The organism is Chryseobacterium rhizoplanae, assembly GCF_900182655.1.
Classification (GTDB): Bacteria; Bacteroidota; Bacteroidia; order Flavobacteriales; family Weeksellaceae; genus Chryseobacterium; species Chryseobacterium rhizoplanae.
The window spans coordinates 640,186-653,782 of the sequence record NZ_FXTC01000002.1; the positions used below are offsets into that span (position 1 = coordinate 640,186).

The window sequence follows — 13,597 nt, forward strand, 5'->3', positions numbered from 1 at the left end:
TTCATTATATGTTTGTTTCACAACAAATTGAAATATTTTAATAATGAAAAAATCATTTTCATGTTGTTATTAACAAATCTGCAATGTCATTTGCAAAAGCTGAAGAACCAAAAGATAGGGTATTGCTTGGAGACATATTCTAGGTAAGTAAAAAAATAAGCATTCATATCAACTAATTTATATTTTGACCCACCCCAGATACAGCAATGTATTTGGGGTGGTTTCTTTTATGCCAAAACGTTATTTAGATTAAATTTAAATAGCGTATATTTGCAGGACTAAAAATTAGGCTTTGAAAGAGAAAGGATTACATAAATTAAGTGGATTCCCTAAAAACAAAATGGGGAAGATATTGGGGTATGATAATGACCATCTTAAAATGCCCAATAAGATCATTGAAATGGGGCTTCTTCCGGAAACCGCTTTCAGGATTTTGTATCAGGCTCCGTTCAATGGGCCCATGTATGTAGAATTTGGAGCAGAAAAAAGCCGGATTGCTCTTCGAGAGGAAGAAGGAGATTACATCATTGTTGAAGAATTGAATTAATGCAGGAAAACAAGAAAAAACAGATACTTTTAGTCGGAAACCCTAATGTAGGAAAGTCAACGGTTTTCAATACGCTTTGCAACAAAAAGCAGAAGACCGGAAACTATGCCGGCGTTACCGTTGCAAGCCATTCGGGGAACTATACCTATAAAGATCAGGATGTTGAGGTTATTGACCTTCCGGGTTCTTACAGTGTATATCCGAGTTCAGAGGATGAAGCTATTTTTTCCAAATATCTTATTGACGAGCAGAAAAACTATGCAGGAGTTGTTTATATTCTTGAAGCATTAAGTTTAAAAAGAGGGCTGCTTCTGTTTCAGCAGATTCAGGACCTTGGTATTCCAATGATTCTGATTGTCAATCAGATTGATCAGGCGGAAAGAAGAGGGATCACCATTGATATTCAAAAGTTTTCCGAAGCATTAGGCATTAAAATCATCCAGACCAATGCCAAAGAGCAGATTGGGATTGAGGAAGTAAGAGAAGCTGTTTATAACAATGAATTTGTAAAAACAGATAAGGTTTCTTTTGAAACACCGAAAGAGCATAGAGATTTTATTCAGAAACTGGCAGCACATAAAGGTTTCGATAATGAATATAAAGCTTGGATGAGCCTTTCACTGGGTACAGACCTGGGTAGAATAAGCTCCGTAATGGAACAGCTGAATGAGGCAGATACAAAAAGCCTGGTTCCAAAAAGATTACAGGTTCAGGAAACAGTAAGAAGATATCAGAATGTAGACAGAATACTGGAAGATGTAATTTCTAAAAAAGCTCAGTTCAAAGAATTATTAACCGAAAAACTGGATAAAGTTTTAGTACATAAATTCTGGGGTTATGTAGTCTTTTTAGCCATTTTGCTGATTATTTTCCAAAGCGTTTTCTTCCTGGCTGAATATCCGATGAACTGGATTGAAGAGACATTCTCGTGGCTGGCAGCATTTACAAGCGAACACCTTCCGGAAGGACCCGTTAATTCACTTGTTTCCAACGGAATTGTTCCCGGTATTGGAGGAATTGTTGTTTTTGCACCACAGATTGGAATTCTGCTGTATTTTCTTTATCTGCTGGAAGACTCAGGATATATGGCAAGAGTTGTATTTCTGATGGACAGATTGCTTCGCCCCTTCGGACTTAACGGAAAAAGTATTGTCCCTCTTGTATCAGGAACGGCCTGTGCTATTCCCGCAGTAATCTCTACCAGAAACATTGAAAACGTGAAAGAAAGATTGCTGACGATATTGGTAACACCATTTATGACCTGTTCTGCAAGACTTCCGGTGTATAGTATTATTATCGGACTGATTATCTCAGAAGGAACATTTTTAGGAATAAAATATAAGGCGCTGGTTCTGATGGGCATGTATCTTCTGGGGTTCCTGGTTGCTTTATTCTCAGCAGCAATCCTTAAAAGATTTATTAAAAGTAAAGGGAAAACATATCTGGTAATGGACCTTCCTGCCTATAAGAAACCCCTTTTCGGCTATGACTTTAAAATGGTTTTAGGAAAAGTATGGGATTTCATTACTGGAGCAGGAAAAATCATTTTCATTGTAAGTGTCATCATCTGGTTCCTGAGCTATTTCGGACCAAGCCAGAAAACAAATGAACTGGTCGCTACAGACGTTCATCTGGATCATTCTTACCTTGCCAAAATGGGTAAAGGAATAGAGCCTGTTATCGTTCCTCTGGGCTACGACTGGAAAATGGGAGTGGGAATTCTTACCAGTTTCGTGGCAAGAGAAGTGTTCGTGGGAACAATGTCTACACTTTACAGCCTGGAGGATGATGCTCCGGAAGTAAAAGTAATTGATAAAATGAGAAGAGATGTGAAACCAAACGGAGAAAAAGTCTTCAGTTTTGCAACCGGAATCTCGGTTCTTCTTTTCTATGCATTTGCAATGCAGTGTGTTTCTACACTTGCAGTAGTCTACAGAGAAACCAAAAGCTGGAAATGGACCGGCTTTCAGGTGGTTATGATGACAGGTTTGGCATATTTTGTGTCGATGATAGTATATCAGATTTTAAAGTAATGGACTCATCATTAATTTTTCAGTACGTACTTATCCTATTAATTGTAGCATTCGCCTGCTACTCTTTATTTAAAGTACTTAAAAAGAATTTTGCCCCTAAGAAATTCAGCTCCAAAAGAACAAACTGCGATAAAGATTGTGGCTGTTCTTAATATTAGGTTCATCAGACAATTGAAAAAAATGTAGTAAATTCATCTTTCTAATGTAAATTATTAATTTGAATTTCTTAAAAACAGGTTATCTAGTCTTATTTTCTTTATTCGGGGCTCAGGGTAAAGCACAATCCGATACCACAAATACCAAGTCCTATGCAGACCAGGTAATGATTCGTGTGAATCTTGATACCAATATCGAGAACTATGTTTTTTCATCAGGAGAAGGAAAGAGTGCCTTCAAAATGGACCTGTCAATCAACAATAAAACCAAAACATCATTTTCAGTTGATTATAGAATAATAAGTGCGACAGTATCATTTGCTCCCAGATTTTTAGACGGAAATAATGATGATGAAATGAAGGGAGAAAGTTCTTATACCGATTTTAGTTTCAGGTTTTTTCCCGGAAGATTTATCCAGAATGTTTATTATAAAAATGTAAGTGGTTTTTATGTGGAAAACATGAAAGACCTATCTCCGGAATGGCAGGAAGGAAGAGATCCTTATATTCAGTTTCCTGATTTAAGAGTACAAACCTTTGGAGGATCTACCTCTTATATTCTCAATAAAAACTTTTCAGCAAGAAGTATCTACACGCAGGGAGAATGGCAGTATAAAAGCAGCGGAAGCTGGGTTCCTTTTGTGGATTATGACCTTACTGTTTTCAGAAATAAAATTGATGGTGTAAAAAGCAAAGAGACGCAATATAATATCGGAGGGAATATCGGATATTTTTATAATTGGGTAATTGGCAGGAAGGTCAATATTTCGCCTTATCTGGCTGCTGGAATAGGAGGAAAATTCTCAAGTTACAGAGATCTTGATAACGGAGGATCCAAAGAAAATGCCCAGTATGCAACGATAAGAATACAGGGAGGGCTTCATATTGGTTATAATACAGACAGGTTTTTATTTGGAGGTAAAATGAATTTTAATACACATGCCTACGATCAGAAAAATAACCAGACGATAGAAAATAATAACCTTTATGGTTTGTTATACATAGGCTATCGTTTTGCACCACCGAAAGTTGTAAAAAATACCTATGATAAAATCCAAAAAAAGATTCCCGTTCTATAAGTTGAAAGGTCTTTTAAGTATCTTTGCGTTGGAAAATTTAGAAAGAACAAAATAAAAGTAAAAACATCATGTCATTAATAAAATCTATTTCCGGAATTCGCGGAACCATTGGCGGTAAAGTAAATGATAACTTAACACCGCTGGATGTAGTAAAATTCGCTTCCGCATTCGGAACCTGGCTTCAGAATAATAAAAATAAAAAAGATCTTACCCTTGTCATCGGAAGAGATGCCAGAATTTCTGGTCAGATGGTTTCCTCTTTGGTAACTGCTACATTGCAGGGATTGGGAATTAATGTGATAGACCTTGGACTTTCTACCACACCTACAGTAGAAATAATGGTTCCTGAACTTAATGCTGACGGAGGAATCATCCTTACCGCTTCCCACAACCCAAAACAGTGGAATGCACTTAAGTTATTAAACGAAAAAGGAGAATTCATCACCGGGGAAAACGGAGCTGAAGTACTGGCCTTGGCAGAGAGTGAAGACTTCAACTATGCGGAAGTGGATGATCTTGGAAAATATGAAACAAGAGACGATGCTTTCGATATCCATATCCAGCAGATCCTGGATTTACCAATGGTAGATGTGGAAGCAATCAAAGCTAAAAACTTTAAAGTAGCCCTGGATGCGGTAAACTCTACAGGAGGTATTGCTATTCCTATGCTTTTGGACAAATTAGGTTGTGAAACCATCAAATTATACTGTGAACCTACAGGTCACTTCCCGCACAATCCTGAACCTTTGAAAGAACATTTGGGAGACATCTGCGAATTGATGAAAAAAGAAAATGCAGACGTAGGAATTGTGGTAGATCCGGATGTAGACAGATTAGCCCTGATTGATGAAAAAGGTGAAATGTTTGGTGAAGAGTATACATTGGTTGCAGTTGCTGATTACTTATTGAAACACAAAAAAGGAGCGGCTATTTCCAATCTTTCTTCCAGCCGTGCTTTGAGAGATGTGGCGCGTTCGCATGACTCAGAATATTTTGCCAGTGCCGTGGGAGAAGTAAACGTTGTTACTTTGATGAAAGAGAAAAATGCAGTCATTGGAGGAGAAGGAAACGGAGGAATTATCTATCCTGATTTACATTACGGAAGAGACTCTTTAGTAGGAGTAGCTTTATTTTTGACTCATTTGGCCAAAGAAAACAAAACCGTTTCTGAGCTAAGAGCAAGATATCCAAGCTATTTTATGGGTAAAAAGAAAATAGAACTGACTCCGGAAATTGATGTAGACGCTATCTTAAGCAAAATGGAGCAGGAATATCAGAATGAAGACGTTTCTACTGTAGACGGCGTTAAAATAGACTTTGAAAACAACTGGGTTCACCTTAGAAAATCTAATACAGAACCGATTATCAGAATTTATACAGAAGCTCAGTCTCAGGAAGAAGCAGATCAGTTAGGTGATGATATCATTGCTAAAATTAAAAGTTTAATCTAAAACATAATAAGAACGGACATTTGTTCCGTTCTTTTTTATATCAGGTATGTTTGAGCATATTAAAAACAGGTTTCCTTTCCCTAAAGAAAAATGGAGAAAATTTCTGGGAAGCTTCGAACGTATGGAAGTTCCTGCCAAAACTCTGCTTCTAAAAGAAGATGAGGTTTCCTGCAATGCCTATTATATTGAAAAAGGAATGGTAAGAGCCTGGTATAATAATGACGGAAAAGATGTCACTTTCCAGTTTTTTCTTGAAAATACAATGTTTTCTTCCCTTGAAAGTTTCAAAAAAGGCTTGCCGAGTATGGTGTCATTCGAAACCATAGAACCCTGCGTCTTATACAAAATTAATAAACCCGATGTAGAGGCCTTCCTGGACGACGTCTATGAAAACCCTGAGCTCAGAAACCTGTTTATGGATGCTCTTTTTGAAAGGGTGTTCGATTATATGAAACATTTCTTTTCCTTTATTAAAGATACCCCCCGGCAGCGGTATATTAATCTGACCAAAACCAAACCGGAAATTATTAAAAGAGTTCCCCAGCATTATATTGCTTCCTATCTGGGAATTACAACGGTGCATCTCAGCAGGATCAAAAGCAAAATATTAAAGGAGAGGCTGGAATAGGGTGGAAGATGGAAGACAGAAGTTTAAAAAAGAAACTGTATAAAATCTGACTCATCTTAAACGCAACGTTCGCAAAGAATAATATGTATTGTTGAAAATGTTCGCAAAGGCGTTTCACTCAGCGAGGTTGATTGTTGTTTGCTGAACGAAGTGCCCTTGCGAACAAATAATAGCAATATTATGTTTTCCTAGCGTCCTCTGCGTTTCAATCTCTAAATGTCATATATTCTTTTTTAACGCGATGTTCGCAAAGATTAATATATATTGTTGAATACGATCGCAAAGGCGTTTCACTCAGGGAGGTTGATTGTTGTTGTTTGCTGAACGAAATGCCCTTGCGAACAAATAATAGCAATATTATGCTATCCTAGCGTCCTCTGCGTTTTTAATTCTATTATCAGGGTTATAAACTTTCTTTCCCAAAACCCAAATCTCATAACAAATGTTATCGTTCCACAGCATTCATCCTCAATAATTTTGTATAAAAATTAAAAGAATGAAAGCAGCAGTAGTATTTGAAAAAGGAAGTATTCCTCAATATGCAGATTTCCCGGAACCGGAAACAATACAGGAAAATGAAATTTTAGTATCTGTAAAAGCAGCGTCTATTAAAAATCTTGACAAAGCCAGGGCAGGGGGAAATCATTATTCAACAGAAAATAAGGAACATCAGCCTACAATTATAGGGACTGATGGAACAGGATATCTGGAGAATGGAAATAAAGTCTATTTTTTCAGTAAGAAAGGAACCGTAGCTGAAAAAGCGGTGGCTGATAAAAAAATGATTGTCTCAATTCCCGAAGAACTGGATTTTTCTATCGCAGCAGCATTACCCAACGCGGTTATGGGATCAGCAATGGCTTTAAAATTCAAGGCGGGATTACAGCCTGGAAATGTAGTATTGATCAATGGAGCAACAGGAATTACGGGAAGAATAGCCGTTCAGATAGCCAAATTATACGGCGCCCGAAAAGTCATCGTTACCGGGAGAAATGAAGAATCCTTGCAGGCTTTGCGTGAACTGGGAGCTGATGAGGTGGTTTCTCTCAAACAAGAGGATCATGACTTTAAAAAAAAAATAAAAGAAATTCACCAGCAAACTCCTATAGATGTTGTTTTGGATTATATCTGGGGCCATTCCGTAGAAATGATATTGTCAGCTTTCAAAGGAGACGGCACGTTTTCCCACAAAACAAAACTGGTAACAATAGGAGGAATGAGCGGTGATACCATTCAGCTGTCTTCACAGATTCTCAGAGGAACTGATATTCAGATTTCAGGATCAGGATTGGGCAGCTGGACGAAAGAAGAATCTGCACGACTTTTCACGGAAATCATTCCGGAAATGTACCAGGCAGCCGTAGAAGGAAAAATTAAAATGGATACAGAAGACGTTGATATTAAAAATATCGAAACCGTGTGGAATGCTGAGATACAAAGCGGAAAACGTCTGGTCATAAGAATTTAACCCCAATTTCCATTTTTTTATCCACAATCCTTTTATCGGTTTTCTTTTTTTACTATTTTTATAATAGAAATTTATGAACTGGAAAATTCAAAAAAAAGTTGCAACTTTGCATAAATATTTGAATATCAGTTTCAGATGTATTATTAACTAACCGTTTGCCGAGGTTTGTAAGCAAATTCAGACATCAGGCCGACAAAGAGGACACTATTGGAAGAGTATTTTGGAAATGAACTTGTAAAAAAGTTCGAGGAAATGATGGAAAACAATGACGAATTCTACTTTGATACAGAAGAGTTGGAAGACATTATTGTTTATTATTTGGAGCTTGGTGATTTTAATTACGCTGATATGGCGGTTAATTATGGACTTAAGCTTCATCCCAATTCATTGGATATCAAGATCAAAAGACTTGAGATCCTTTTGGAGTGGGAAGACTATAATATGGCGAAAGAACTTATCAATGAGCTGAAAGGTGCTTCTATGGAGAACACAGACTTTTTGGTTTGTTACGCCAAATATTATTCGAGCTTAGGAAATCCCAGAAAATCCATTGAAATTTGTAAAAAAGCTTTGACATTAGAGGAAGAAGAAAACTTTCTCCACAACTTTATTGCGGATGAATATGTGAATCTCGGAGATCCTTTTAACGCACTTAAACATTACAGAAAAGCACTGAAAGAAGATCCTACGGATGAATATTCGCTGGAAAACTGTATGGTGTGCTTCAGTGACCTGAATAAGAGCGAGGAGGCTATAGCCTTTCTTAATGAATATTTAGATGAATTCCCTTATTCTGAAACCGCCTGGTTTGAATACGGACAATTCTATTTCAACAGAAAAAATTATGATGAAGCCATAAGAGGCTATGATTATTTGTTGGCAATCAACTCAAACTCTGTAGGAGTATATGCCAATAAATCAGCCTGTTATGAAGCTATGGGACAATACCAGAAAGCTATCGAAACTTATGAGGAAATGCTGGAGCTGGAATACACCAAAGCATTTACTTTTTATAAGATCGGACTGTGCAATAAGGCATTAAAACAGCCTATTTTAGCTTTAAATGCATTCCAGAAATCATTGAGAGAAGACCCTCAGTTTTATCTTGCAATGATGGAGCAGTCTTATCTTTACGAAGAAATGGGCGGAATGTCTGAAGCATTGCATTATGCCAAAGAAGCTACCCAGCTGAATGAAAATAACCTTGACTACCAAAAAAGGCTAGCGTTTCTTTTCATCGACTCAGGGAAGTTTGAAGAAAGCCTTTCCTGTCTTAAAAAGCTGGTGGATGCAGAGCCTACAAGGTTTTACAACTGGTATGCCTACTCAGAAGTTTTGATGTTGGTAGGAGAGTACGAAGATGCAGTAACTGTTTTGAACAGTGCTATAAAAAAGCATCACAGAGCTGAGCTGTTTTATCAGTTGAGTAACTGTTTTTTCAATTTGAAAGATCAGGATAAAGGAACAGAATCACTTCAGAAAGCGTTAGATCTTGATCCGTCTTTAGTTAAGGATATGCAGAAAAAATATCCTTTCATTAAAGATGAAGTGAAAAAGGTTAAAGCTACCAAAGTGAGGAAAAAGAACTAGATTAATCTAAAAAATAATATGAAAACCTGCACTTCTGCAGGTTTTTTTATTGATAATTGTACTCATAGATGAATTTATCAGGAGTACTTGTATTGGGGTTCCCATTGGTGTCAAGAGATTGCCTGTCTTCTACAGACGGATAACCTGCGGTATTAAAAGTAGTGGTATATTTATGAGAAGTTGTTCCGGTTGCGGTTCCGCCGCCTGTTGTGGTACTGGTAAACTGTCCTTTATAAGTGCTTAAGCTGTTCTTTATATTTGAAAACAGCATGCTTACCCCATCGCTTTCATTTCCATTAAATATAATTTTATCAAAGCCTTTTACATTCTTAAAAGGATAGTTTTTATCCGTATAAGTGTAAGTTTCCGTTTCAGTATAGTTGACAGTGTTTCCATTCACGGTTCCCGTTCCTGAGCCTACGTTGCTTACCATATTTCCATTGCTGTATGTAAAAACACTGTTTATCACAGAAGATCCTGCAGCCCCGGAATTCGTTTGTTTTTTTACGTTAATTTCTGTAGTACTTGTGTAAGTATAAGTAAATGTAACCGTGTTTTGTACTGTACCGGTAAGAGAATATTCTTTGGTAATGGCAGAAGCCATACGGCCATTAGAATATCCGTATTCAACCGTACTTTCAAGAACGTTGTTTTCGTAATGTTTAATCCCGGTAATGTAGTCGTCTGTGTAAGTGAATTCAATTCTCTGCCCATGATTAATGTTGTTAATCATGCTGATGATTTTGGTTCCGTTGTAATTGATTTTCATTACAATACCGTCCATAGTCATTTTTGTAGGAAGAATTACGTTTTGAGTGGAAGGATCACTGTTGTCAAAAGGAGCATCATCACGCGAAGAAGAACACGAAAGTGTTAATAAGGCTATTGAGCCATAAAGTAGAATTTTTTTCATAGTTATAAGTTAAATCAGTCAAATATAATTTAATTTATAATATGATTTTATTTTTTTGGATTTGTTCTTAAAAATATAAGCCCTCCAATGATGATTCCGGCCCCAATAAATTGTAAATAAGTCAGCTTTTCACCATCTAAAATTCCCCAGATAATAGCAACAATTGGCATTATTAAGGTAACCGTGGAGGCAAAAAGGGGAGAAGAAACTTTCAGCAAACGATAATTCATTGTCATCGCCAGACCCGTTCCGAAGACAGATAAAAGACTTACAAACATAAGGCCGAGCAGATTGTCTTTGGAAAAGGTGAACTCCGAGAAGAATCCAGTGCTGGTTAATGCAATAATGGAAGGAAACAATAAAACAAATGAAAAAACAAAGGCAGATAAAATAGTGGAAGAAACTTCCATAAGCTTTGATTTGACAGTTGTTGTACTCATAGCATAACACAAAGTAGCCAATAGCAGCAGTAAAATCGGAATCATTTTCAATTCTCCGCTGTCACCCCCTCCGAATGCAAGAATACAAACTCCGGTAAAGCTTATCAATGTCCCTATGATCTGTTTCTTGGTTGTTTCAAACTTCCATACCAATGCTCCTACAATAATTACAAAAATAGGCATCATAGAGTTGATGATTCCAGCAATACTGCTGCTCACTTCGGTTTCCGCTATAGGGAAAAGGAACATAGGGATAAAATTTCCGGTAAAAGCTGCCAGAATCAACCATTTCAGATGTTTTTTAGGGAAAAGCTTATAATTGGAAATAGCAACCGGAAGTAAAATAATCCCGGCAATCAGAACTCTTAAAGATCCTACCTGAAAAGGATTAAAATGCTCCAGAGATTTTTTGATTAAAATAAAGGATGATCCCCAGATAATACTCAGGATAATCAGAAGAACCCATTTTTCTTTATCCGCGTTCATTATTTTCGTGTAAGATTTTTAGAAATTCTTTTTTAGGAATCATTTTAGCACCCAAGCTTTCGAGATGCTCTGTATGAGATTGACAGTCAATTAATTCAATAGTATTTTTATTACTTTCTACAAAATGGATGAATCCTGCTTTGGAAGCATTGCTCACTTTAGCAAACATGCTTTCTCCACAAAAAACGTTTCCAATCTGAAGCCCGTAAAAACCACCCACAAGCTCTTCATCCTGCCACACTTCAATACTTTTGGCCAGGCCATATTCATTAAGCTGGATAAAAGTATTCATCAGCTCATCAGAAAGCCATGTTCCGGACTGGCCTTTTCGGTTCGCCTTTTGACAATTCCTGATTACTTCCCTGAAGTTTTTATTCTCTGAAAAAGTAAAAACATTTTTATTTAATATCTTTCTCATTGATTTTGAGACTTTTAATTCTTCCGGAACAAGAACAAATCTCGGATCCGGACACCACCATAGAATTTCTTCTCCGGGGTTGTACCAGGGGAAGATTCCCAGCTGATAAGCAAACCAAATGCGCTCTACAGACAGGTCACCTCCAAAAGCAATCACTCCTTCATGACCGTCATACAGCTCAGGGTCAGGAAATGAAATCTCGTTTTCGTCTAATTGAACCATGCTTAGAAAAAAAATCCCACTTCAAAAAGCAGGATTTATATTTGATCTTATATTCTTTAATTAAAAAGGTAAATCATCATCATCATCTCCGGCAAACGGATTTTCGTTTGAAACTGGAGTTGCAGATTGTTGAGACATTGCCTGAGTAGGTTCTGAAGCATTTTCAGAAACTTTCTCTACTCTCCACCCTGTAATAGAGTTGAAGTATTTAGTTTCACCTTGAGGAGAAACCCATTCTCTACCTCTGATGTTGATTCCTACTTTTACGTTTTCTCCTTCTTTAAGGTTATCTAATAAACTGATTTTATCAGACAAAAATTCTATGTTTATCGGCTGTGGATACTGTTCTTGAGTTAAAATAACCATTTCTCTTTTTTGAAACCCGCTCGCAAATGTTTGAGCATCAAAAAGTTTCTTTACCGTTCCTTGTAATTCCATATCGTAAATATTAACGATGTAAAAGTAAGAAAATGAAATGTAATAAAAGGTGCCGTGAAAAAAAAATGTAGAAATTTTAATTTTTTTTCTTGAAAAGTTTGGTAGTAAAGGAAATTGCCCTATATTTGCACTCACAAAAACGAAGCAAGCTCTTTAAAACTTACAATATAAAAAAACCAGCGGATGTGGTGTAATTGGTAGCCACGCCAGACTTAGGATCTGGTGCCGTGAGGCGTGGGGGTTCGAGTCCCTTCATCCGCACTATGCGAAAATAGCTCAGCTGGTAGAGCACAACCTTGCCAAGGTTGGGGTCGCGGGTTCGAATCCCGTTTTTCGCTCCACACCATGCCCTGGTGGTGGAACTGGTAGACACGCAGGACTTAAAATCCTGTGTCCGCAAGGACGTACGGGTTCAAGTCCCGTCTGGGGTACAAGACCCTCTGTAATATCTTACGGAGGGTTTTTTGTTTTAATAGAGAGTGTTCTTTAAATAAAATTTTTATATTTGTAAGAAATATAGCCTGAATCTGTAAATTCAGATCAGCAAACCAGCGGATGTGGTGTAATTGGTAGCCACGCCAGACTTAGGATCTGGTGCCGTGAGGCGTGGGGGTTCGAGTCCCTTCATCCGCACTGTTCTAAAATATTTTTTAGAATCATTAAGAAGGTTGGAACCTCTGGTTCGGATCTTTTTTTTTGCCCACACCATGCCCTGGTGGTGGAACTGGTAGACACGCAGGACTTAAAATCCTGTGTCCGCAAGGACGTACGGGTTCAAGTCCCGTCTGGGGTACAAGTCCCTCTGTAATCTGATTACGGAGGGATTTTTTATGTCTAATAATCACTCTGTCATATTTTATATATTATAAGATATCTTTAACGGTTGTTTTCAGCTTTAAATATTTGTTAATGCCAAGGCGAAGATAGGTTTTGATCACAAATAATTTTTAAATAATTAAAAAATTGAGGCTGCTTTTGGTACATTTGTTTCAGAAATAAAAACAACCATGAAATTATTGAATACCGTTTTCGCTGTTACGATGATAACTGCTTCTCATCAATTATTCTCACAGACAACCAACGAGAAAAAAGCCAGGGAAATTATTGAAAAAGCCATTCAGGCCGAAGGAGGGAAAAAGCTTTTAAGCAGTATAAAAACACTTTATTCCAAATCAGAAACGGTAATGGACGGCCGTAAGGTAAACTGGATCACAAAAGAAATGGTGCCTAACAAAGGAAGTTTTGAAATTGAATATCAGGGAAGGATCGTATACAGATCCTGGTATGACGGAAAAACGGGATATGAATTGGTTAATGGTGAGAGAAAACTGGCTGATCCTGCTGAATTCAAAGATAAGGCTGACAGAAAATATATCATCAATGAATTAGCCTACATAGATCCTAAACTGTACAAAATTGAACTTATCGATGATAATCCTGATAAGGTATATTACAAAATAAAAGCCACCTATATAACAGGAAAGGTGACTTATCTGTATTACGATGTGAAATCATTCTTTCTAAGTAAAGAAGAAACTGTTGAAAATGGAGAAAAGAATACGTTTTCAACGGTTTTACAAAGTGATTACAAAAAGTTCGGTGATCTTTGGAATGCCACTAAATCTACTTTTGTTTCTGAAAGTGGAAATCAGGAAGCCAACCTTGTGGAATTGTATTATAATAAGGGTATTGAAGAAAACGACTTTAAGTAAAATATGATAGCTCATAA

The 13,597-nt window shown here is 37.1% G+C and carries 12 protein-coding genes and 5 tRNA genes; 13 read left to right on the forward strand and 4 right to left on the reverse strand.

The genetic code is table 11. The features are described 5' to 3' along the window. Nucleotides 1-292: 292 nt before the first annotated feature. From FN817_RS08215 to FN817_RS08245, 7 genes are all read left to right on the forward strand, one after another. On the forward strand, nucleotides 293-547 hold the full coding sequence (locus FN817_RS08215; RefSeq protein ID WP_047421995.1) for a FeoA family protein: 255 nt from the start codon (nucleotides 293-295) through the stop codon (nucleotides 545-547). Next, nucleotides 547-2,580: a ferrous iron transport protein B gene (gene feoB, locus FN817_RS08220; protein WP_142717507.1), complete on the forward strand. Its 2,034-nt coding sequence runs from the start codon at nucleotides 547-549 to the stop codon at nucleotides 2,578-2,580. The genes FN817_RS08215 and feoB overlap by 1 nt, the downstream gene beginning before the upstream one ends. A gap of 217 nt (nucleotides 2,581-2,797) precedes the next feature. Then, on the forward strand, nucleotides 2,798-3,814 hold the full coding sequence (locus tag FN817_RS08225) for a DUF4421 family protein (RefSeq protein ID WP_142717508.1): 1,017 nt from the start codon (nucleotides 2,798-2,800) through the stop codon (nucleotides 3,812-3,814). Between the two features lie 68 nt (nucleotides 3,815-3,882). Then, on the forward strand, nucleotides 3,883-5,265 hold the full coding sequence (glmM, locus tag FN817_RS08230) for a phosphoglucosamine mutase (RefSeq protein ID WP_142717509.1): 1,383 nt from the start codon (nucleotides 3,883-3,885) through the stop codon (nucleotides 5,263-5,265). Between the two features lie 46 nt (nucleotides 5,266-5,311). Continuing rightward, nucleotides 5,312-5,893 carry a Crp/Fnr family transcriptional regulator gene (locus FN817_RS08235; RefSeq protein ID WP_142717510.1) on the forward strand — a complete coding sequence of 194 codons (582 nt, stop codon included), beginning with the start codon at nucleotides 5,312-5,314 and terminating at the stop codon, nucleotides 5,891-5,893. Nucleotides 5,894-6,389: 496 nt separating this feature from the next. Further along, nucleotides 6,390-7,361 carry a quinone oxidoreductase family protein gene (locus FN817_RS08240; protein WP_142717511.1) on the forward strand — a complete coding sequence of 324 codons (972 nt, stop codon included), beginning with the start codon at nucleotides 6,390-6,392 and terminating at the stop codon, nucleotides 7,359-7,361. A gap of 207 nt (nucleotides 7,362-7,568) precedes the next feature. Continuing rightward, nucleotides 7,569-8,951 (forward strand): tetratricopeptide repeat protein, encoded by a 1,383-nt coding sequence (locus FN817_RS08245; RefSeq protein ID WP_142717512.1) that lies wholly within the window; start codon nucleotides 7,569-7,571, stop codon nucleotides 8,949-8,951. A 46-nt stretch (nucleotides 8,952-8,997) separates the two neighbouring features. On the opposite strand, the gene FN817_RS08250 is transcribed toward FN817_RS08245, so the two are convergent. From FN817_RS08250 to FN817_RS08265, 4 genes are read right to left on the reverse strand one after another with little or no spacing between them, the layout of a single operon-like run. Further along, complete coding sequence (locus FN817_RS08250) at nucleotides 8,998-9,864, reverse strand: hypothetical protein (RefSeq protein ID WP_142717513.1); 867 nt, start codon at nucleotides 9,862-9,864, stop codon at nucleotides 8,998-9,000. Between the two features lie 47 nt (nucleotides 9,865-9,911). Further along, the gene (locus FN817_RS08255) at nucleotides 9,912-10,790 is read right to left on the reverse strand and encodes a DMT family transporter (RefSeq protein ID WP_142717514.1); all 879 of its coding nucleotides are present in this window, start codon (nucleotides 10,788-10,790) and stop codon (nucleotides 9,912-9,914) included. Further along, nucleotides 10,777-11,430 carry a leucyl/phenylalanyl-tRNA--protein transferase gene (gene aat / locus FN817_RS08260; protein WP_142717515.1) on the reverse strand — a complete coding sequence of 218 codons (654 nt, stop codon included), beginning with the start codon at nucleotides 11,428-11,430 and terminating at the stop codon, nucleotides 10,777-10,779. The genes FN817_RS08255 and aat overlap by 14 nt, the downstream gene beginning before the upstream one ends. A 60-nt stretch (nucleotides 11,431-11,490) precedes the next feature. Then, the gene (locus tag FN817_RS08265; RefSeq protein ID WP_047380715.1) at nucleotides 11,491-11,868 is read right to left on the reverse strand and encodes a DUF3127 domain-containing protein; all 378 of its coding nucleotides are present in this window, start codon (nucleotides 11,866-11,868) and stop codon (nucleotides 11,491-11,493) included. Nucleotides 11,869-12,047: 179 nt separating this feature from the next. On the opposite strand from FN817_RS08265, the gene FN817_RS08270 reads away from it, so the two are divergent. From FN817_RS08270 to FN817_RS08295, 6 genes are all read left to right on the forward strand, one after another. Further along, nucleotides 12,048-12,129 (forward strand) — tRNA-Leu (locus FN817_RS08270). A 4-nt stretch (nucleotides 12,130-12,133) separates the two neighbouring features. After that, nucleotides 12,134-12,209: transfer RNA gene (locus FN817_RS08275), tRNA-Gly, on the forward strand. Between the two features lie 6 nt (nucleotides 12,210-12,215). Continuing rightward, nucleotides 12,216-12,299: transfer RNA gene (locus tag FN817_RS08280), tRNA-Leu, on the forward strand. A gap of 120 nt (nucleotides 12,300-12,419) precedes the next feature. After that, a tRNA-Leu gene (locus FN817_RS08285) sits at nucleotides 12,420-12,501 on the forward strand. Nucleotides 12,502-12,577: 76 nt separating this feature from the next. Continuing rightward, a tRNA-Leu gene (locus tag FN817_RS08290) sits at nucleotides 12,578-12,661 on the forward strand. A gap of 214 nt (nucleotides 12,662-12,875) precedes the next feature. Continuing rightward, nucleotides 12,876-13,580 (forward strand): hypothetical protein, encoded by a 705-nt coding sequence (locus FN817_RS08295; protein WP_142717516.1) that lies wholly within the window; start codon nucleotides 12,876-12,878, stop codon nucleotides 13,578-13,580. The last annotated feature ends 17 nt before the right edge of the window (nucleotides 13,581-13,597 follow it).